The organism is Novosphingobium clariflavum (assembly GCF_026420865.1).
Taxonomy (GTDB): domain Bacteria; phylum Pseudomonadota; class Alphaproteobacteria; order Sphingomonadales; family Sphingomonadaceae; genus Novosphingobium; species Novosphingobium clariflavum.
In genome coordinates this window covers 126,285-145,605 of sequence record NZ_JAPCWC010000006.1, presented here as the reverse complement: position 1 = coordinate 145,605, position 19,321 = coordinate 126,285, and the positions used below count along the sequence as shown (strand labels likewise).

Genomic DNA, 19,321 nt, shown 5'->3' with positions numbered 1-19,321 from the left:
CGACACCGGACAGTCCCAGAGCCAAGATTCGCGAGAAGCCGGGAAGATGATGACCGAGAAGACCTTCGTTACCGCCGCCAGGCTGGAAGATGTGCCGCCGGGCGCCAAGCTTGTCGTGGAGGTGAACGGGATCAGCGTGATCCTGTGCAACACCAGGGACCGCATCTTCGCGGTGCGCAACTTGTGCAGCCACGCCTTCGAGACGCTGGAATGCGGACGCATGCGCAGCGGCTGGATTTCCTGCCCCGTGCACGGCGCCCGCTTCGACCTGGAAACCGGCGCACCGCTCAACCCGCCGGCGACGATGTCGATCGAGACCTATGCGGTGCGGGTTGAAGGCGGCATGATCGAAGTGGAAGTGTGAAAGCCCTGCCGCGGCCGTGTCCCGATATCGCCGCAGCGACCTGCCGCCATCTGGACGCCCCGGCACCCCATCGGCACAGACAAGGGCATGACCCACGACCTAGAAGCCCTGCGGCGCGACGTCCGCAGCTTCCTCAAGGCGCAAGCGCCTGCCGACTGGCGCGATGCCAGCCGCACCCAGGACGACTTCGTCCGCACCCAGCGAGACTGGTTCGGCAAGCTCGTGCGCGGGGGCTATGCCATCCCGCACTGGCCTGCAGAGTATCCCGGCGGCGGCCGCAGCCTGGCCGAGCAGAAGGTGATCTACGAGGAACTGGCGCGCGCCGATTGCCCGCGCCTGCTGCTCTCGTTCGTCTCCACCTACCACGCCTTCGCCACGCTCCACGAATGCGGCAATGCGGCGCAGAAGGCTCGCTATCTCCCCAGGATCCTCGAGGGTGAGACGTGGTGCCAGGGCTTTTCCGAGCCCGGTGCCGGATCGGACCTTGCCGCCATCAAGACACGGGCGGAAAGGAAAGGCGATGTCTACGTCATCAATGGCCAGAAAGTCTGGTCGACGATGGCCCAGTTCGCGGACAAGTGCCTGCTGCTGGCACGCACCGCGTCGGACGGTCCCAAACAGGCGGGCATCACCTACCTGCTGATGGACATGAAGGCTCCCGGCGTCACCGTGCGCCCGATCCACCAGATCCAGGGGGACGAGGAATTCGCCGAAATCTTCCTCGACAACGTGGAGATCCCGGTCTCCGAGCGCGTGGGCGAAGAAGGCATGGGCTGGGCCGTGGCACAGGCGACGCTGGCCTCCGAGCGCGGTCTGACGCTGATGGAACTGTCCTACCGCATGCGCGGCGCGCTCGGCCGCGTCGCCGGGCTTATCCGCAAGCACGGACATGAAGACGACCGCGGCGTCTTGCGCGATTTCGGCGTACTGGTCACGCAGGTCGACGCCGTCTGCGCGCTTGCCGACCAGTTCCTCGACAACCGCATCAACGGGATCGAGCGCATCGGTGATGCCTCCATCGTCAAGAATGCCTACAGCCGCGCGCTGAGGGCCTATTCGGCGCTGGGCCTGCGGCTGGGCGGCATGGACGAACAATACGTCGCGCCGATCACTTTCGGCGATCTCAATACCGGCAACTGGATGGCCGATTTCATGAACTCCTACGCCTGGACGATCGCCGGCGGCAGCGAGGAAGTGCAGCGCAATATCATCGCCGAGCGCATGCTGGAGATGCCGCGCGAGCCGAAGGGGTGGGTGCTGTGATCGAACGGAACGAACTCGCCGACGCCGCGCAGAAGGCCTTCCCCGCCGACACGCTCTCGCCCGCACGCGGCGAAAGCTGGCAGCTCGCCGCCGAGATGGGCTGGCTGATGGTCCGTCTTCCCGAAGCGGACGGCGGCCTTGGCCTCACGCGGGAAGCCTCGACCGCGCTGCACCTCGAAATGGGCCGCATCCTTTCCGCCATGCCCCTGATCCCGGCCCAGCTAGGCCTTCAGGCCATGGCCGCGAGCCACGATTTTGCCGAACGCGCGGAATGGCTGGAGAGACTGGCCGCAGGGGAATATGCGCCGCTGCCAATGCTCGAAGCCGCGCTGACGCCACGCCCGGACGGCACCGTTTCCGGGACGATTTCCGGCGTGTTCGAGGCGGACATGGCCGCCGCCATCATTGCTGAGCTGCCAAACGGCTATGCGCTGGTACCGCTGGATGCGCCCGGCGTCTCGATCGTTGAGCGCGCGATCTGGGATCCCAGCCGCCGCCTGTTCGACGTGATACTGGACGGATACACGCCCGGCCGCATGCTTACCGACCCGGCAGGCACGAAGGCTTTGCACGACCAGCTTTCGGGCGAGGCGCAACTGGCGCTTGCGGCAGACTGCATCGGCGCGGCGAGTGCCGCGCTCGACATGACGATCGAGTACATGAAGGTCCGCCGCCAGTTCGACCGTCCGATCGCGCTGTTCCAGGCCCTCAAGCACCGCGCCGCCGACATGAAGACGAAGATCACCGTCGCCGAAGCCCTGCTGTGGAAGCGCGTGCGGGATGAAAGCGCCGGCGTCACCGATCTCGCTGCCGCCAAAGTGCTGGCCGCCGAGGCCTTCCGCTTCGTGACCGAGGAAATGGTGCAACTTCATGGCGGCATCGGCCTCACGGACGAGCATCCCTGCCATCTCTTCCTCAAGCGAGCCCTGCTGAACCTCCAGCTTTGCGGCAACGCCGACCTGTGGAACGAGCGCGTCGGCCGCGAGGCACTCTCCTAGGCTCAGGCCCCATCAATCACGCCTGCGAGGCACCGGAATGGCGACCATATCGGGCCAGAGCGGCTGCCGGGCGGGCTGGTTGCCCGTCCAATGTCAAAATCAATCCATGAGGCATTTAAGACACTTGCGAAAACGGACCGGGCCGGAGACAGTCGCAGGCTGAATTTCAGTCTCTACCGAGGAACCCGGCCCGCCGATGGACCAGCCCGACAGCGTCGCCGCGCACTTCAAGGCCAATATCGTCCTCTACGGCGCGCTGGCGGCCAACCTCGGCATTGCCGTGGCCAAGTTCGTGGCCGCCGCGATCAGCGGTTCCTCCTCGATGCTGACCGAGGGCGTCCACTCGCTGGTGGACAGCGGCAACCAGATCCTCCTGCTCTACGGCCAGAAGCGCGCGGGTCGCAAGCCGGACCCGACCCACCCCTTCGGTTATGGCCGCGAACTCTATTTCTGGGCCTTCGTGGTCGCCATCCTGATCTTTGCGGTGGGCGCGGGCGTGTCGATCTACGAGGGGATCGTCCACATCGCCGACCCGCACCCGATCGCCGACCCGACGCTCAACTACATCGTCCTCGCCATCGCGTTCGTCATGGAAGGCGCATCCTGGTCGCTCGCCGTGCGCGAGTTCAACGCCGGGCGCGGCGAGCAGACCTGGTGGCAGGCGATTCACCGCAGCAAGGATCCTCCCGGCTTCATCGTCCTGTTCGAGGACAGCGCCGCGCTGATCGGCCTCATCATCGCGGCCCTCGGCGTCTGGGCCTCGATCCACTTCGCCGACCCGCGCATCGACGGCGTCGCCTCGGTGCTGATCGGCGGCGTGCTGGCCGGCGTCGCGATATTGCTCGCCCGCGAGTCCAAGGAACTGCTGATCGGCGAGGCGGCCGATCCGGTACTGATCGCCAAGATCCGCGAAGTGCTGGACGGCCACCCGCGCATCGACGCGGTCAACCACATCCGCACCATCCACACGAGCCCGCAGGCGATCTTTGTCGCCATCAGCGCCGACTTCGCCGACGACCTCAGGATGGGCGATGCCGAAACGCTGATCGAGGAACTCGAGCGCCGGATGAAGGCGCTCTCGCCGTGGATCACCTCGATCTACATCCGCCCGGAAAAGCGCAGCGATGCGATGGTGTGGTGATGCAGGTCAGCGAGGAACGCCAAAAACACTGAATTCGACGATGAGCTTGTGCTCGCGCCCATCCGCCGTGAATTGGCGAGTCACGGGCTCAAAGGGGCCGCCGACGCTGCACATATCCAGCGCTTTTCCAGTACCTTCACCACTCGAGATCGTTTCGCAGCGAACAACCTTGCCGTTGGCCGCAGTCTCGACAAGGGCCGATGAAAGGACATGTTTCTCAGCTCCCGCAGGTGCAATTTCCTGCGGTACCGATATCACTTCTGAAACAGCGCCGTTCTCCCTGGCCAATAAGGTCAGGCCAACACTGTCAAAACGTTCAAGGGGCTGGCCGAGTGCGAACTCGGTGATCCTGTGCACTAGAGGTTCATTGCACGAGAAAGCCTCTTTATCGGCGCCGTGGTTCTCGACCGTGCAGTTCGAAAGTTCGCCTGACCGCTCCACGTTGTAGCGAACGATCGACGCCTGATTTCCGATCTGGTCTCGCTGGACCTCCCAATGAACGGCCTGAATGACCTCTCCAGGCACACGTTTTCCATGAAGCCCCCGCGCCGGTTCGAAACGGGCCCGCTTCATCAGCAACGAACAGGTATACTCATCCAGCTTGACGTTTCCGGACGAAATGGTGACGCCGCATCCTGTTGTCATCCCGGTGGCATCGACCAAAAGCTTCACCTCGACGACACCCTCGAGCGTCTCCCGGTCCCAGGGCGGGTAGTCCGCACTCCTGATCCAATCCGGCTTGTCGATCGGCTGCGGAACAGAAGCAGCAGCAGCAGTTATAAGCACGGCCGTCAGGATAGTCATGATTCCCCCTATTCGCCGCTGACATTAGTCGTCTGCGAATAGGGGGCGCAACTGGAACCACCCATGCTTCAAATGCTATTTCAGCGTCATCAGATAATCGATCACTTCCTTACGCTTGGCAGGATCCTGGATACCGGCGAAGGGCATTTTCGTGCCCGGCACTTTCTTCTGCGGCGCGGTCAGCCAGGCGTCGAGCGTGGCGCGGTCCCAGGTGAGACCCGATGCCTTGAGCGCGGGGCTATAGGCATAGCCGGGCTGGCCAGCGGCCTTGCGGCCGGCGACGCCGTGCAGGTTGGGACCGTAGGACGTCTTGCCCACCTCGGTTGCATGGCAAGCCGCGCATGTGGCGAACATGGCGGGCCGGGGCGCCGCGCTCCGGGCTGAGCCGGAGCCCGCCACCGATGCTGCAGCCAGCACCGCAACGGGAGCAGCGGCAAGAAGATAGATCTTCACGAAAAAGCATTCCAACAGAAATAGTTGGCGCCTGTAGCGCCGGTTTTATCGCGATGCCAGAGTGATGGCGGCACCGGATCACCGGCACCGCCCTTCTCCTGTCAGAACCTGTCGAGGTTCATGACCTTGCCCCATGCCGCCACGAAGTCGGTGACGAACATCTGCTTTGCATCATCGGAGGCATAGGCTTCCGAAACCGCACGCAGTTCCGAGTTCGATCCGAACACGAGGTCGACCGGGCTCGCCGTCCACCTGAGCTTGCCGCTGACGCGGTCGTACCCCTCGTAGACGCCGGGCGCCTTGTCCGACTTCTGCCACTTGGTCCCCATGTCGAGCAGGTTGACGAAGAAGTCGTTCGACAGCGTGCCCGGATTGGCGGTGAGGACGCCCTGCGCGGAATGGCCGGTATTGGCATCGAGCGCACGCATGCCGCCAACCAGCACCGCCATCTGCGGCACCGTCAGTTCCAGCTGGTTTGCCTTGTCCACCAGCATCTGGGCGGGCGAATGGTCGCTATCCGCGCCGTAATAGTTGCGGAAGCCATCGGCACGCGGGCGAAGGTAGTCGTAGGACTTGGGATCGGTATCGGCCTGGGCGGCATCGACACGGCCCGGCGTGAACGGCACGGCAACGGTGTAGCCCGCCTTCGCTGCCGCCTGTTCCACCGCCGCGTTGCCGCCCAGCACGATCAGATCCGCCAGCGAGACCGCTTTGCCGCCCGGAGCCGAGGCGTTGAAGGCCTTGCGCACGCCGTCCAGCTTCGCCAGCACCTTGGCCAGTTCGGCAGGATCGTTGACCGCCCAGCCCTTGGCCGGATCGAGCCGCAGCCGCGCGCCGTTGACGCCGCCGCGCATGTCGGTGCCGCGGAAGGTGGCCGCCGCCGCCCATGCCGTCTTCACCAGTTCACGCGGCGCAATGCCGGTGGCGAGGATCTTCGCCTTCAGCGCGGCCGCGTCGGCCTGATCGATCGCGGTGTAGGTGGCCTTGGGCAGCGGGTCCTGCCAGACAAAGCTGACCTTGGGCAGGTCCGCGCCGAGGTAGCGCGCCGACGGCCCCATGACGCGGTGGGTCAGCTTGAACCACGCCCGCGCAAAGGCCTGCGCGAAGAGTTCGGGGTTCTCGCGCCAACGGGTAGTGATCGCGCGGAAGCCGGGGTCTTCCTTCATCGCGATGTCGGTGGTGAACATGATGGGTGCATGACGGACGTCGGGACGGTGCGCGTCGGGAACGAGCTGCCCGGCGGCCGGGTCCTTGGGAATCCACTGCGTGGCGCCGGCCGGGCTCTTGGTCTTCACCCAGTCGAAACCGTAGAGATTGTCGAGGTACTGCGTGGTGAAGTGGATCGGGTCCGCCGACCATGCGCCTTCAAGGCCGCTGGTGATGGTGTCCTCGGCATTGCCCTTGCCGCACTTGTTGGCCCAGCCAAGCCCCTGCTGCTCGACCGGTGCGGCCGAGGGATCGCCGCCAAGGCATTCTTCCGGCTTGTGGGCGCCATGCGCCTTGCCGAACGTGTGGCCACCCGCGATCAGCGCAGCGGTTTCCTCGTCGTCCATCGCCATGCGGCCGAAGGCGAGGCGGATGTCGGCGGCCGCGGCAAGCGGATCGGGGTTGCCGTTGGGGCCTTCGGGATTGACGTAGATGAGGCCCATCTGCGTGGCAGCCAGCGGGCCCTTCAGGCCGGTCTTGGGATCGCGGCGCTCATCGCCCAGCCACTTCTTCTCAGGCCCCCAGAATACCGTGTCCGGCTCCCAGCTGTCGATGCGGCCACCCGCAAAACCCAGGGTCTTGAAGCCCATGTCCTCCAGAGCGACGTTGCCCGTCAGCACCATAAGGTCGCCCCACGAGATCTTGCGGCCGTACTTCTGCTTGATCGGCCAGACGAGCCGGCGCGCCTTGTCGAGGCTGACGTTGTCCGGCCAGGAGTTGAGCGGATCGAAGCGCTGCTCGCCGCCCGCACCGCCCCCGCGGCCGTCGACCACGCGGTAGGTACCTGCCGAGTGCCAGGCCATGCGGATGAAGAACGGGCCGTAGTGGCCATAGTCCGCCGGCCACCAGGGCTGCGAGGTCGTCAGCACCTTGCGGATATCGGCCTTCACCGCCGCGATGTCGAGCGAGGCGAATTCCTTGGCGTAATCGAAGTCTGCACCATACGGGTTGGACGCGGGATCGTTCTGGCGCAGCGGCGAAAGGTCGAGCCGGTCCGGCCACCAGTCCTTGTTCGTGTTGGCGGTCTCGGCCGCCGGTGCTCCATCGGCATGGGCGGGCGTGGCGGCGAGCGGCAGCAGTACGGCAGCCATCAGCGCGCAAAGCGAAGTCGATGTTCTGGACATTGGGTCCTCCTCCTGTTGGAACGAACGCTTGTTGGAGGTCCCGGATAGCGGGGCAGGGAATTTCTAAAAAACTGATCGATTTAATGATTGTGATCGCCTGCCACGATTACGCAATCTTTTGCCACAAATGCACATTGCAACAGCAACGGGTATCTCCCACGCTCCTGCAGCAGCGCCGAAATCCGCGCCGCAGTGCAGCACGAAAAAGGCCTCCGTATCGCTACGGAGGCCTTTCCCTTGCAGTCAATTTCGTGCGCCGATTCAGCCCATCGCAACGAGGCGCTGCGCCTCGGCAATGATCTCGGGCGGCTGCACGAGGAAGGCATCTTCCAGCTTCTTGGCGAACGGCACCGAGCAGTACGGCGCGCCAAGGCGGCCGACGGGAGCCTTCAACTTGCCGAACAGCGTTTCCTGCACGGTCGCGGCGATTTCCGCACCCGGGCCGAAGTTGCGGCCAGCTTCGTGGACCACCAGCAGGCGACCGGTCTTCTCTGCCGAGGCCAGTACGGTTTCCTTGTCCCACGGAGAAATCGTGCGCAAGTCGATCACTTCGACCGAGACCCCCGCCTTGGTCAGTTCCTCATAGGCCTGCATGACGGTAAACATCATCTGGCCGTAGGACACGATGGTAATCTGGCTGCCGGGCGCCACGACGTTGGCCTTGCCCAGCGGGATCGGGCCCTGATTGACAGGCACATCCATCGGCACGAACAGCGTCTTGCCGCTTTCGACGATGATGACCGGATCCGGGTCCTGAATGGCCGAGAGGTAGAGACCCTTGAAGTCAGCCGGGGTCCAGGGGATCACCACCTTGATACCGGCAGTGTGGCAGAACCATGCCTCGTAGAAGTCGGCGTGCTGGCCGGCGGTCTGGTTGCCCGCGCCGGTGAGCGTGCGGATCACCATCGGCACCTGGCTCTGGCCGCCCGACATGAAGCGCAGCTTGGCCGCGTGGTTCACGATCATGTCCATCGCCACGGTCGTGAAGTTCATCAGCATGATCTCGGCCACGGGCTTGTAGCCGCCCATGGCCGCGCCGATCGCCGCGCCGATGATCGCCTGTTCCGAGATCGGCGTGGAACGCACGCGCATCGTGCCGAACTTGGTGGAAAGGCCGCGGGTCACGCCGACAACGCCGCCGCCTTCGTTATCGGCGATGTCCTCACCCAGCACGAGAACCTTGGGATCGGCCTCCATCGCCTCCATCAGCGCGGCGTTGATCGCCTGAAGGCCGTTCATCTTCACGGTCTCGACGACCGGAGCGTCAAGGGTATCGGTGCTCATGCCGGAATCTCCTCGGCAAACACGTCGCGGCGCAGTTCGTCGTCGGACGGATAGTCGCAGGCCATCGCGAATTCGATGGCGTCGTTCACTTCGGCCTCGATCTTCGCGGTCAGCGCATCGAGTTCCTCGGCCGTGGCGATGCCATCGTCGATCAGCTTCTGACGGTAGATCGGCAGAGGATCCTTCGCCATTGCCTCGGCCTTCTCTTCCTTGGTCATGTAGCCGTCGGCATCGCCGAAGACATGGCCCATGAAGCGGAAGGTCTTGCATTCGAGAAGCGTCGGCCCCTCGCCTGCACGCGCACGCGCGATGGCGGCGTGGGCGTGGGCGTAGACGTCGACCGGATCGTTGCCGTCCACCGTGTAGCCCGGCATGCCGTAGCCGATCGCGCGCTTGGAGATCTGGTCCACCGAAGTGCCGTTCTCGTAACGGGTGTGTTCGGCAAAGCCGTTGTTCTGGCACACGAAGATCACCGGCAGTTTCCACACGGAGGCCAGGTTCAGCGCTTCGTGGAAGGCGCCGATGTTGCTGGCGCCGTCACCGAAATAGGCCACCGTAACCTGCTTGGTGCCGTCCAGCAGCGCCGCCCAGCCGAAGCCGTTGGCGATCGGCATGGACGAACCGACGATGCCCGTCGTCACCATCACGCCGGTTTCCGGGTGAGTGAGGTGCATCGGCCCGCCCTTGCCCTTGCAGGTGCCGTCGACACGGCCGCAGATCTCTGCCCAGAGCGGGCGCAGCGGCATGTCCTTGGCGACCATGTCGTGGATGCCGCGATAGATCGTGCAGATCTTGTCGTCGTCGTTCAGCAGCACCGAGATGGCCGAGGGAATGCATTCCTGCCCGCGCGCCGAGTAATAGGGCGCGGTGATGCGGCCGCGACGGATCTGGGTGCGGGTGGCGTCGTCGTTGCGCTCGATCCGGATCATCCGGCGATAGATGTCGAGCTGGGTCTTGGCGTCCGGGGTGGCCCGGTTCTCCAGTATTTCGCTCATAGGTCCTCTCTCGATCAGCCCGATTGTTCGGGGCTGGCTGAACCCCAGTTCAGTACGCCAAGGGGAACCTCACGCAATACCGGGCCGAACCGCCTCGGCGTTATCCGCTTCCAGCCGCGCCCGGGCGAGCTTGCGAACTTCGCTTGACTTCACCTTTTCGCTTCCGGTGAGGGCAAAATCCTCGTCACGAAAGAACAGCACGCGCCGCGGCACCTTGAAGCTGGCGATGTGTTCCTTGCAGGCGGCGATCACCGCCGCCTCGTCCAGTTCCGCCCCATGCGACGGGACAATGCAGGCGACTACCATTTCGCCCAGAAGATCGTCCGCCACTCCCACCGTCTGGCTGCGTTTCACCCCCGGAATCCGGGCGATCACCTCGTCAACCTCGATCGGCGCGACATTGGCGCCGCCGGTCTTGATCATCTCCGTCATGCGCCCTTCCCAGAAGAAGCGCCCTGTCTCGTCGACCCGCCCGGCATCCCCGGTGCGGAAGAAACCTTCCGCATCGAAGCACTCCTCCGGCGCTTTCCCGAGGTAACCGGACATCAGCGTCGGCCCCTTGATGCACATCTCCCCGACCGCCCCGACCGGGACCGGTCGGCCCGATATCGGCTCTACGATCTTTAGGGTGTTCCCCGGCAATGGCGTCCCGAACGAGCCTTCCACCCGGCCGTCAGCATCGTCGGCGACGAAGGAGGTGCAGATCGTCATCGTCTCCGTGCAGCCGAACGACATCGGCACTTCCCACTGCGTGGAGACGGTGGGGTGCTGCCAGATCCGTTCGCCGCGCGGCACGTATTTCACGCTGGAAAGATCCGCCCCTGCCCACCTCGGCGAAGCCTCTAGCCGGGCCCACTGGTGCGGACGGCCGTTGAGGAATGTCACCCGCTCGCGCTCGGCGAGTTCCAGCGCCTCGTCGGCCTCGAAGGTGCGCTGGAGCACGACCGTCCCGCCCGTCGACAGCGCGGTGCCGACCACCATCGAGACATTGCCCGACCAGAAAAAGCCGTTGCCGGTCCAACTGCGCACCGGCTCGCGCATCGCGAAGAGCCTTGGCCAGCGCCACCACTGCACCGTGAAGGCGCGCTGTGAATGGACGACGCCCTTGGGCTGGCTGGTCGTGCCCGACGAAAAGAACACGCCGCCCGGGTCCGCCGGGTGCACCGCGTCGGCCCGCGCCAGCACGAGTTCGTCCGGCACCTCCTCGCCGTGCGCCAGAAACTCGTCCCAGGTCTCCACCGCGCCGCCCGCCTCGACCGCGAACGGTTCCGCCTCTCCCGGAGCCCCCCCCAGGGCAACCAGCCACCGAAGATAGGGAAAGCTGACCGAGGACAAAGCCCCGCGCCGGGCAGAAGCGATCCCCGGTTCGAGTTCACGCAGCATCGCGCCGAAGTCCTTCTTCAGCACCCGCGCCTCGTAAAGCAGGAGGGAAACGTTCGAGGCCCGCAACATGTGTCCCAGTTCCTGCGGCGTCGAGAACGTGCTGAGCGCCACCGGCACTGCCCCGGCCAGAGCTGCCCCGAACAGGCTTGAAAGGAACTCTGGCCGGTTGGTCATCAGGATGCCGATCGGCTCGCCCTTGCCAATGCCGCAGGCAACCAGAGCCCGCGCCACTTCCATCGAGCGGGCCAGCAAATCGTCATAAGTCCACGCGGTCCGCTGCTCGCCCTTGCGCAGCACCACCGCCTCGCGCGGACCGTAACGCCCTGCAACCTCGCGCACGTAGCCGCCGATGGTGTGCGCCCCCTGCCCCGGTTCCTGTGCAAGCGGCGGCCCTTCGACCCGCGACAGCCCAGCCTGCTCCATGCCTCACATCCTCCCGATCCGCCCGCCGGGGCGCTTGTCCGCAGGCGTAGCAGCGGCATGGGGCAAGGTGAAAGCGATCAGTCACCGCAAGGTCGCGGCAGTCACTTCGCTGCGCCCGTGGAGGCAATCCGGCGCGGAAATCGGAACACCCAAACGCAAATTCGGCAACCAAATCAACTGCCGTCCGTTCAGCCGAGGTGATGCACGACCGGCCAGAAACACATTGTTCCCCAATTCCGGCTCGGCTTGGAGCATCTCGGGGCGTTCGACAACATAAGTATACAGGAGCTAAAACGATGTCGCCTTACCTCACCAAACTTGCCCCCCTTGCCGTGGTCCTGGTCGGATCGGTCGGTCTGGGCGGCTGTGCGACCAAGGGCTTCGTCCGCGATCAGATCGCCACCGTGAACCAGCGTATCGACGGACTGGATTCCCGCCTGCAGCAGACCGACGCCACCGCCAAGCAAGCGCTGGCCGAAGGCCAGGCCGCTTCGGGCCAAGCCCAGCAGAACGCACAGCGTATCGACCAGCTCAACGGCCGCGTCGACAGCGTGGAACAGCAGCAGGCCGCCGCCCAGCGCAAGCGCGCCCGCAACTGACGATTTCCCGGCGTTCGTCGCCAGGACAAGGGGTCGGCGCCATCATGGGCGCCGGCCATTTCCCGCGAGTAACTTCCGACGATGACCAGCGTTCCCCTGGCCCTTGCCGCGATGGCCCTGGCAAGCGCCGCGCCCGCCAAAGGGCCGCACGTACCGGCGCACGGCACCCAGCCGAAACCTGCAGCCGAGGCCGCTCCCGAGCACGCCCCCGCCCCTCCCGCCCCTCAACGCTCGCCCGGCGCCGAACGGGTCGCCGCCTGGATCGCCTCCTCGGCCGACAACCAGGGCCTGCCCTACATCATCATCGACAAGCCCGCCGCTCGGGCCTACCTCTTCAACGCCAAGGGCAAGCCGCTGGCCGATGCGCCGGTGCTGCTGGGCAAGATGCGCGGCGACGAAGCCACGCCGGGGATCGGTGCCAAGTCGCTCTCCGAGATCGGTCCCGCCGAAAAGACCACGCCCGCAGGCCGGTTTCTGGCAAAGTTCGGTATCGCCGCGGGCAACCAGAAGGTGCTCTGGGTCGACTACGCGACGTCGGTCGCTCTCCACACGATCCCGGTAGGGAACAAGGAAAACCGCAAGGCCCGCCTGCTGTCGCGCTCCATCGAGGACAACCGGATCACCTTCGGCTGCATAAACGTGCCCCAAGCCTTTTACGGCAAGGGCGTCGCGCCGCTGTTCCGGAAGAAGGGCGGCTACGTCTACGTACTGCCCGACGTCAAACCGATCGAAGACGTGTTCCCGCGCCTTCGCGTACACGCCGCATCGCAATAGCGGACGGCGAGCCGACGTCGAAAGGGCGGCTTTTGCCTCAAGCCCCGTAGAGATTGCGCTGCAAGCTGCGCCAGCAGCGTTGCTTCGCCTTGAAAGAGCCCCTCTCTTGCTGGCGCGGCTTGCAAGGCAACCGTGGCAATGTGGAGTTTGCCAAAGCCGCCTAGCCCCCCGAGCTTGCGGAGGCGGCTGAAGCACCCTCCTGCCCGTCCCACTTCGAATCGGCCTCGATATGCGCGATCAGGCCGCGCGCCTTCTCGCTGAGCTCACCGCCATGCGGATCGTTCGCGACCAGCATCAGGACATCGCGCGCCTCCTCCGATCGCCCCAGTCGCAAAAAGGCATAACCAAGATCCATCCGCAGCCCCTGGTCGAACGGCGCCAGTTCGACGGCCCGGATCAGGCCCTGCACCGCCAGAGCCGGCGGTTTCATCCCCTGCTCGAGAAAGCTGCGGTAATAGTAGACAAGCGGCAGCGGATGATCGTTTTCGAGGTGATTGAGCGCAACGAACGGCACCCTTGCAGCCTTGAATGCCGCCGGCCTGTCCTGTGCGCCCTGTGCGATGCGGAACATCGCATAGCCTTTCTGGACGTAAGCGTTGACCTGCCTGGGATCGAGGGCGATCGCCGCGTCGGCCGCCGCGATCGCCGCCTTGTCGTCACCGGCATCGTACGCGGCTTCGGCGAGCGCCGACAGCGCCGCCGGGTCGCCGGGAAACCGCGCCGCTATCGCCTTGGCTTCGGTCAGCAGGGCCGGTGCATCCTCGGTGCTGATCCCGCGCTTCGAGCGGATTTGCACCGGCAGGATGGCCGCTTCGCCCGCGCCCAGCGCCCGCACCGTTATTGTCCCGACATGCAAGGAATTCGCAGGGAACTGCAATGCGGTCATCCGGCCTTTCTTGAGATAGAGATCGATGTCCCGATCCAGCCTTTGCAGGTCGCCGAAGGCCTTCTCGGCGGCTTCGCGCTGTCCCGCTCCGGCGCGCAACAGGTCAAGGTAGCGAGAGAGCTGTCCCCGGCGGGCGGCATCGAACGAAAGGTAATGGTAAAGCAGCCAGCTCCTGCCGTAAAAGGCGTCATAGCCACCATGCTTTTTCCTCTCGTATTGCTTCGGATCGAGAAGATCGCCGGCACTGACATCCGCGGCGAAGAACAGCTCTCCGGCACGATGCTGCGCCGCCCTGCCGAGCCATAGCGACCCGTCCTTGTCGAACCGGCTTGTCGCAAAGAATTCGGCAGCCCCTTCACTCAGCCACCGCGGCATCGCGGTCGAACTGGTGGAGATCAGGAAATGGTGGGCATATTCGTGCAAGAGCGGGATCATCGTGATCGTCGCTTCGCCGGTCGAACTGTGCACCGGCGGGATGATCGCCAGCGAACCACCGGCCCGTGGCACATAGAAACCGCCGACGTAGCGGCTACCTTCGCCGTAGATGTTCCGCACCTCGCGCTCGCTGTTCACGACATAGATCGTGACCCGGTTCGAGGGACTGGGCACCGACAACTGCGATCCCAATGCCCGCGCCATGCCGGAATGGTAGCGTTCCAGCTGTTCGGCAAACTGGGTGATGTCCCGCTCGCTATCGTCCGCATAAATGACGAAGTGTTCGCTGGAGGCCTCGAACCATGCCGCCTGTGCGGCACCCGGCCAGAACGAGGCCGCGACGATGGCGACCCAGACTTTCCACTGCATGCATGTCCCCGCACCGCGTGCGCCGACAGACCGCTTCCGCACAGCGACACCACGAAGAGCCGAAATGTCGCAATCGCAGGCGGGATTGGCAAGTAATTTCCGATTGTTAATCGGAAAATCACGCCCACGGCAAAAATGGCGCCGGAACCGGCGCCATGCAGCATTCGTCAGGCCGGGACTTTTTCGTCCCGCCGCAAGGTCAGTACTTCCACGCCGGTCTTCGTGACCGCCACGGTATGTTCGAATTGGGCCGAGAGCTTGCCGTCATCGGTCACCACCGTCCAGCCATCGTCCTCGGTCGAGACCTTGCGGCTGCCCTGGTTGACCATCGGCTCGATCGTGAAGACCATGCCCTCGCGCAGCTTCAGTCCCTTGCCGCGCCGGCCGAAGTTGAGCACCTGCGGCTCCTCGTGCATCTCGCGGCCGATGCCGTGGCCGCAATATTCCCGCACGACCGAATAGCCGTTGCGCATGGCATGTTGCTCGATGGCAAAACCGACGTCCCCCAGCGTTGCACCGGGGCGGACCTGGCGAATGCCCTGCCACATCGCTTCCTGTGCCACTTTCACCAGTTTCTGCGTGGCGGGCGGCACCCTGCCGACAATGTAGGTCTTGCTGGAATCGGCAATGAAACCGTTCTTTTCCAACGTGATGTCGAGATTGATGATGTCACCGCCGCGAATGATCTCATCATCGCTGGGCACGCCGTGGCAGACCACGTGATTGATCGAGCAGTTGAGCACGTACTTGAACCCGTACTGCCCCTTGCTGGCCGGGCGCGAGGCAAGGTCGACGGTGATGAAGCGCTCGACCATGTCGTTGACCGCCATCGTCGAAAGCCCGGCCAGGTCCTGCCCGTCGAGCATCTCGAACACGCGGGCCAGCAACTGGCCGGAAATGCGCATCAGCGCGAGTTCGTCCGGGGTCTTGACCATGTCAGGCCGCCGCCTCGGACCCGGCGTCGTAGCCGCCAACGGGCAGATGAACCTGCGCGGCGGCAAGTTCGCGCTGGACGATCTCGGTGAAGGAGAGCGTGGGATTGGCTTCGGCCAGCATGCCGACCTTCATCCAGAATTCGGCCTGTGCGTTGATCGAACGGCACATCACGGCGCTGGCACGGCGGACTTCCTCGTGAAGGTCGTCGGCAATTTTGACGATGCCCATCAGCGGGCCTCAAGCATAGAAAACATACGCTTCGTATATGAACCGTATACAAACAGGTCAAGCAGCGGTTGCGGTCTCCCGGCAGGCAGGTTCGAGCGCCAAGCGTTTTCCTACCGGGCGCAACCCGCAGTAACTTGCATGAATGGCCCGGCTCCAGCCTCACCCCGGATTTCGCGCAAGTTTACACCTTCACGGCCCAGGCGGCGTGGACGCATTCAGGGGGAGCGGTGCGACCGAGTCGGGTGGAAAGCGGACGATTACCCGGTCCGCTTCAGACCCTCGATCAAGGCATCCACTCCTGCCTCGATCCCTTCATAAAAATTGGCTTCTTTGAAACGTGGAAGCATGTTCTGCTCGATTATCGTTTTGCAGAGAGGATCGGGCAACGTTCGTTCCAAGCCGTAGCCGACAGCAATCCTCACTTTGCGCTCGTTAGGAGCAACAAGTACCACGACACCATCGTGGTGACCCTTGCGGCCGATCCCCCATGCGTTGGCTAAATTTCGGGTGAAGTCGGCAACATCTTGTCCGCCCAATGAATTAACAGTGACGACAACCATTTGATGGCTGGTCGATTTTTCTAGCAGGGCCAATCGATCGGCGAGCGCCGCTTCCTGCTTGGCACTGATGATGTTGGCCGCATCGGTGACGCGACCACCAAGCGGTATCGCCGCTTCGATTAAAGCAGAAGACTGCTCCGATTGGCTCGGGTCCATCTGCTTTGCGGATTGTCCGTTCGAGCAGGAGGCCGCGAGTGCCATCAGCAGCGGGAGAAAAAGCTTCATGGGAGCAAATCTGACACCTCTGAGAAACGGCGGCAATGGGGCGTAAGCGGCCGCTCGACTTTGTCCACGCGCCCTAGGTTGACAATTTTTGTTCTGGACCGTGTCAACAGTGTCAACCGACGTGTCCCCTTGCCGGGGACATCAGAGCTGATTGTCCAGACCGGCGGCATGCTTCGCGGCAATCCAGCCGAACGTCATCGACGGCCCCACGCTCGCGCCCGCCCCCGGATAGACACGCCCCATCGGCGAGGCGGTGGACACCCCGCAGGCATAGAGCCCCTCGATCGGCGAGCCATCGGCCTTGAGCACGCGGGAATCGCAGTCACACACCACGCCGCCATAGGTGCCGACATCGCCCGGAACGATCGGAATGGCATAGAACGGCCCCTTTTCGATCGTGCCCATGCAGGCATTGGGCCCGTCCTTGAAGTAAGGATCGCCGAGCCAGTTGTCATAGGCCCGTTCGCCGCGATGAAAGTCCTCGTCGCGGCCGCCGCGCACGAAGCCGTTCCATCGCTCCACCGTGGCCTTGAGCGCCGCGGACGGTACGCCGATCTGCTGGCCCAGCGCCTCGATCGTGTCGGCCTGCCGCATCCAGCCGGAGGCCAGCCAAGTCGCCATGTTCTTCTTCGCCATGCCTTTGCCCGCCACGGCATATTCGTCCATGTATTGCTGGTCCATGATCGCCCAGCTCGGGATCGCGGGAACGGTGCGATTGCGCACCAGCATGTTCTCGCAGAATTCCTCGTAGGACCCGCCTTCGTTGAGATAACGGACGCCGGTCTGGTCGACCTGGATGGCATGCGGCTTGCCGGTCGTGCTTTGGGTGCCGGGCTTGACGTAATCACTGTCCCAGCCGGGCGCCTCGCTCATCTGGAAGCCGACCATCTGGTCCATCTGCGCCAGGACCGCCCCCTTGCGCTCCAGTTCGGCATGCATATCCCCGGTGTCGCTCTCGATCCCGTTGGACCATGCCGCGCGGGTTCCCGGCATGTAGCGGTCCCGCATCGACTGGTTCTGCGAGAAGCCGCCCGCATTGATCAGCACGCCCAGCCGGGCGCCGATGCGCCAGAGCTTGCCGTCCTTGACGGTGACAACGCCGAGCGCCTTGCCTGCTTCCATGATCACTTCGGAAACCGGCGCTTCCAGACGGATGTCTGCAGCCTCTTTTCCCAGCACCGCCTTGAGCATGCGCCCCTGCAAGGCGGCCCCCGCAGTGACCCAGTGCTTGCCGGTAAGCTTGCCGGCGATGATCTTGAGGCCGATGCGCACGAGCAGCATCCTGATCGCCCAAGAATGCCTTGCGAACGGCAGCTTCATGCCGTCATCCAGCTTCACCGGAACTTCGGCGAAACCCTGGCGCAGCCGCGCAGCCCACAGCTTGCCCAGCTCGTTCTTGTCGAAGGGCACCGCGGTGACGGTGCGGCTCGTCTTCACCCCGCCGGGAAGTTCATCGTAATAGTCCGGCCAGAACGACGACCCGCGCTCCATCGCAACGCCCTGCGAGACGATGAAGTCCAGCATCTTGGGCGCTTCGCTCGCATACGTGCGGCGGCGTTCCGGGCTGGTTCCGGGGCTGTTCTCGCCGTCCGGCACCACGGCATCGAGATATTCGCAGGCCTGCTCGAAGCTGTCCTCGCCGGGAACCATGAAGCGATTGTTGGGAATCCACATCACGCCGCCCGACTTGGCGGTGGTGCCTCCGACCCAGGGCGACTTCTCAAGGATGACGACCGACTTGCCCGCCTGCTTCATCAGCAGCGCCGAAGCCATCGAGCCTGCACCGCTGCCCACGACCACCCAGTCGAACGTCTCGTCGAATTCGGTCATCTTGTTCTCTCACCCTCACCCTTCGCTCAAACGGCGCGGGCCTTGGCCGAGGTAGAACGGACTTGCCCGGCCTTGGCAAGCGAAGCAGGCGGTCAAGCCGCTGGCGGCAAGAAGGTTTCGCCGGGGCGAAGCCTTTGCCTCACGAACGATTGCAGGGTGGCCGAACGGACCGCTGCGCTTATGAGCGAAAGACACGAGGGAGAGATCGCGATGAGCCAGAACGCGCTGCCGGAATTCGACACCATCCTGCTCGCGCGCGAAGGACGCCTGCTGCGCCTGACGCTGAGCCGCCCAGAGGCGATGAACGCGGTCAACCTCCAGCTTCACGACGAACTGGCCGAAGCCCTGTGGTTTGCTCAGGGCGATCCCGGGTCCGATGTGATCGTCATCACCGGTGCCGGCCGCGCCTTTTCCGCAGGCGGCGACCTCGACCACATCGAGAATTCCGCCCGCAATCCGCACTTGTTCGATCATGAAGCCCGGATCGCCAAGCGGATCGTGCTAACCCTGCTGGATATCGACAAGCCCGTGATCTGCCGCCTCAACGGCCATGCGATCGGCCTCGGAGCGACACTGGCGCTGCTCTGCGATGTCATCTTTGCGGCGGAAGGGGCCAAGATCGGCGATCCCCATGTCGGCATCGGCCTTGTCGCAGGAGATGGCGGCGCGGTAATCTGGGCCCAGCGCATCGGCCTCACCCGCGCCAAGGAATACCTCCTGACCGGAGAGCTGATCACCGCCAGCAAGGCCGCCGAAATCGGCCTCGTCAATCACTGCCTGCCCGCCGCTGAACTGGACGCGGCTGTCGATGCCTTCTGCGCACGGCTGCTTGGCGGCGCGATGATGGCGATCCGCGCGACCAAGGTCCTCACCAACCTCGAACTCAAGCGCCTCGCCACGGCAGTGATGGACGCAGGCATCGCATACGAAAGCGTCAGCGTGCGCAGCGCCGATCATCTGGAAGCGGTCCTCGCGCTCAAGGAAAAGCGCGCGCCGAAGTTCATCGGGCGATAGCGCCGAAGGCCCCTCACGCCTCAGCAT

Annotated in this window: 18 protein-coding genes; 7 read left to right on the top strand and 11 right to left on the bottom strand. The window is 64.4% G+C overall.

All coding sequences use genetic code 11. The annotated features are described in order from the left end of the window. Positions 1-49: 49 nt before the first annotated feature. The 4 genes from OKA11_RS10370 to OKA11_RS10355 all read left to right on the top strand — a co-directional run bounded on the left by OKA11_RS10370 (position 50) and on the right by OKA11_RS10355 (position 3,766). The gene (locus OKA11_RS10370; protein ID WP_267220253.1) at positions 50-364 is read left to right on the top strand and encodes a Rieske (2Fe-2S) protein; all 315 of its coding nucleotides are present in this window, start codon (positions 50-52) and stop codon (positions 362-364) included. 87 nt (positions 365-451) lie between these two features. Then, positions 452-1,627 (top strand): acyl-CoA dehydrogenase family protein, encoded by a 1,176-nt coding sequence (locus OKA11_RS10365; protein WP_267220116.1) that lies wholly within the window; start codon positions 452-454, stop codon positions 1,625-1,627. Then, complete coding sequence (locus OKA11_RS10360) at positions 1,624-2,625, top strand: acyl-CoA dehydrogenase family protein (RefSeq protein ID WP_267220115.1); 1,002 nt, start codon at positions 1,624-1,626, stop codon at positions 2,623-2,625. Before OKA11_RS10365 ends, OKA11_RS10360 begins: the two co-directional genes overlap by 4 nt. A gap of 196 nt (positions 2,626-2,821) precedes the next feature. Continuing rightward, positions 2,822-3,766 (top strand): cation diffusion facilitator family transporter, encoded by a 945-nt coding sequence (locus OKA11_RS10355; RefSeq protein ID WP_267220114.1) that lies wholly within the window; start codon positions 2,822-2,824, stop codon positions 3,764-3,766. A 6-nt stretch (positions 3,767-3,772) separates the two neighbouring features. Here the strand turns inward: OKA11_RS10355 and OKA11_RS10350 are convergent, their stop codons facing one another. The 6 genes from OKA11_RS10350 to OKA11_RS10325 form a co-directional block, all read right to left on the bottom strand. Beyond that, positions 3,773-4,570 (bottom strand): TonB family protein, encoded by a 798-nt coding sequence (locus OKA11_RS10350; protein WP_267220113.1) that lies wholly within the window; start codon positions 4,568-4,570, stop codon positions 3,773-3,775. Positions 4,571-4,645: 75 nt separating this feature from the next. Beyond that, positions 4,646-5,023 (bottom strand): c-type cytochrome, encoded by a 378-nt coding sequence (locus OKA11_RS10345; protein WP_323748314.1) that lies wholly within the window; start codon positions 5,021-5,023, stop codon positions 4,646-4,648. Between the two features lie 101 nt (positions 5,024-5,124). Next, the gene (gene katG / locus OKA11_RS10340) at positions 5,125-7,353 is read right to left on the bottom strand and encodes a catalase/peroxidase HPI (RefSeq protein WP_267220112.1); all 2,229 of its coding nucleotides are present in this window, start codon (positions 7,351-7,353) and stop codon (positions 5,125-5,127) included. Positions 7,354-7,614: 261 nt separating this feature from the next. Next, a complete protein-coding gene (locus tag OKA11_RS10335; protein WP_267220111.1) occupies positions 7,615-8,637 on the bottom strand; it encodes an alpha-ketoacid dehydrogenase subunit beta in 1,023 nt (340 codons plus the stop codon). Then, entirely contained in the window at positions 8,634-9,632 is a 999-nt protein-coding gene (locus tag OKA11_RS10330; RefSeq protein WP_267220110.1) for a thiamine pyrophosphate-dependent dehydrogenase E1 component subunit alpha, read from the bottom strand. The genes OKA11_RS10335 and OKA11_RS10330 overlap by 4 nt, the downstream gene beginning before the upstream one ends. Positions 9,633-9,701: 69 nt before the next feature. Beyond that, positions 9,702-11,438: a class I adenylate-forming enzyme family protein gene (locus OKA11_RS10325; RefSeq protein ID WP_267220109.1), complete on the bottom strand. Its 1,737-nt coding sequence runs from the start codon at positions 11,436-11,438 to the stop codon at positions 9,702-9,704. 296 nt (positions 11,439-11,734) lie between these two features. On the opposite strand from OKA11_RS10325, the gene OKA11_RS10320 reads away from it, so the two are divergent. Next, positions 11,735-12,037, top strand: a complete 303-nt coding sequence (locus OKA11_RS10320) for a hypothetical protein (RefSeq protein WP_142634187.1) — start codon at positions 11,735-11,737, stop codon at positions 12,035-12,037. An 81-nt stretch (positions 12,038-12,118) separates the two neighbouring features. Next, positions 12,119-12,811: a hypothetical protein gene (locus OKA11_RS10315; RefSeq protein WP_267220108.1), complete on the top strand. Its 693-nt coding sequence runs from the start codon at positions 12,119-12,121 to the stop codon at positions 12,809-12,811. 160 nt (positions 12,812-12,971) lie between these two features. On the opposite strand, the gene OKA11_RS10310 is transcribed toward OKA11_RS10315, so the two are convergent. The 5 genes from OKA11_RS10310 to OKA11_RS10290 all read right to left on the bottom strand — a co-directional run bounded on the left by OKA11_RS10310 (position 12,972) and on the right by OKA11_RS10290 (position 18,280). After that, a complete protein-coding gene (locus tag OKA11_RS10310; RefSeq protein WP_267220107.1) occupies positions 12,972-14,501 on the bottom strand; it encodes a hypothetical protein in 1,530 nt (509 codons plus the stop codon). 167 nt (positions 14,502-14,668) lie between these two features. Continuing rightward, positions 14,669-15,436: a type I methionyl aminopeptidase gene (map, locus tag OKA11_RS10305; protein WP_267220106.1), complete on the bottom strand. Its 768-nt coding sequence runs from the start codon at positions 15,434-15,436 to the stop codon at positions 14,669-14,671. Between the two features lies 1 nt (position 15,437). Further along, a complete protein-coding gene (locus OKA11_RS10300) occupies positions 15,438-15,665 on the bottom strand; it encodes a ParD-like family protein (protein WP_267220105.1) in 228 nt (75 codons plus the stop codon). Positions 15,666-15,922: 257 nt separating this feature from the next. Then, positions 15,923-16,450, bottom strand: a complete 528-nt coding sequence (locus OKA11_RS10295) for a TPM domain-containing protein (protein ID WP_267220104.1) — start codon at positions 16,448-16,450, stop codon at positions 15,923-15,925. Positions 16,451-16,591: 141 nt separating this feature from the next. After that, positions 16,592-18,280, bottom strand: a complete 1,689-nt coding sequence (locus tag OKA11_RS10290) for an FAD-binding protein (protein ID WP_267220103.1) — start codon at positions 18,278-18,280, stop codon at positions 16,592-16,594. A gap of 180 nt (positions 18,281-18,460) precedes the next feature. Between OKA11_RS10290 and OKA11_RS10285 the strand changes: the two genes are divergently transcribed. Further along, a complete protein-coding gene (locus tag OKA11_RS10285; RefSeq protein WP_379489277.1) occupies positions 18,461-19,294 on the top strand; it encodes an enoyl-CoA hydratase/isomerase family protein in 834 nt (277 codons plus the stop codon). Positions 19,295-19,321 lie beyond the last annotated feature (27 nt).

Excerpts from the sequence above, each read along its gene's own strand:
- OKA11_RS10295 (WP_267220104.1), bottom strand. The coding sequence starts at position 16,450 with ATGAAGCTTTTTCTCCCGCTGCTGATGGCACTCGCGGCCTCCTGCTCG.
- OKA11_RS10315 (WP_267220108.1), top strand. The coding sequence starts at position 12,119 with ATGACCAGCGTTCCCCTGGCCCTTGCCGCGATGGCCCTGGCAAGCGCC.
- OKA11_RS10285 (WP_379489277.1), top strand. The coding sequence starts at position 18,461 with ATGAGCGAAAGACACGAGGGAGAGATCGCGATGAGCCAGAACGCGCTG.
- OKA11_RS10335 (WP_267220111.1), bottom strand. The coding sequence starts at position 8,637 with ATGAGCACCGATACCCTTGACGCTCCGGTCGTCGAGACCGTGAAGATG.
- OKA11_RS10300 (WP_267220105.1), bottom strand. The coding sequence starts at position 15,665 with ATGGGCATCGTCAAAATTGCCGACGACCTTCACGAGGAAGTCCGCCGT.
- OKA11_RS10370 (WP_267220253.1), top strand. The coding sequence starts at position 50 with ATGACCGAGAAGACCTTCGTTACCGCCGCCAGGCTGGAAGATGTGCCG.
- OKA11_RS10365 (WP_267220116.1), top strand. The coding sequence starts at position 452 with ATGACCCACGACCTAGAAGCCCTGCGGCGCGACGTCCGCAGCTTCCTC.
- katG (WP_267220112.1), bottom strand. The coding sequence starts at position 7,353 with ATGTCCAGAACATCGACTTCGCTTTGCGCGCTGATGGCTGCCGTACTG.
- map (WP_267220106.1), bottom strand. The coding sequence starts at position 15,436 with ATGGTCAAGACCCCGGACGAACTCGCGCTGATGCGCATTTCCGGCCAG.
- OKA11_RS10330 (WP_267220110.1), bottom strand. The coding sequence starts at position 9,632 with ATGAGCGAAATACTGGAGAACCGGGCCACCCCGGACGCCAAGACCCAG.
- OKA11_RS10320 (WP_142634187.1), top strand. The coding sequence starts at position 11,735 with ATGTCGCCTTACCTCACCAAACTTGCCCCCCTTGCCGTGGTCCTGGTC.
- OKA11_RS10325 (WP_267220109.1), bottom strand. The coding sequence starts at position 11,438 with ATGGAGCAGGCTGGGCTGTCGCGGGTCGAAGGGCCGCCGCTTGCACAG.
- OKA11_RS10350 (WP_267220113.1), bottom strand. The coding sequence starts at position 4,570 with ATGACTATCCTGACGGCCGTGCTTATAACTGCTGCTGCTGCTTCTGTT.
- OKA11_RS10310 (WP_267220107.1), bottom strand. The coding sequence starts at position 14,501 with ATGCAGTGGAAAGTCTGGGTCGCCATCGTCGCGGCCTCGTTCTGGCCG.
- OKA11_RS10355 (WP_267220114.1), top strand. The coding sequence starts at position 2,822 with ATGGACCAGCCCGACAGCGTCGCCGCGCACTTCAAGGCCAATATCGTC.
- OKA11_RS10290 (WP_267220103.1), bottom strand. The coding sequence starts at position 18,280 with ATGACCGAATTCGACGAGACGTTCGACTGGGTGGTCGTGGGCAGCGGT.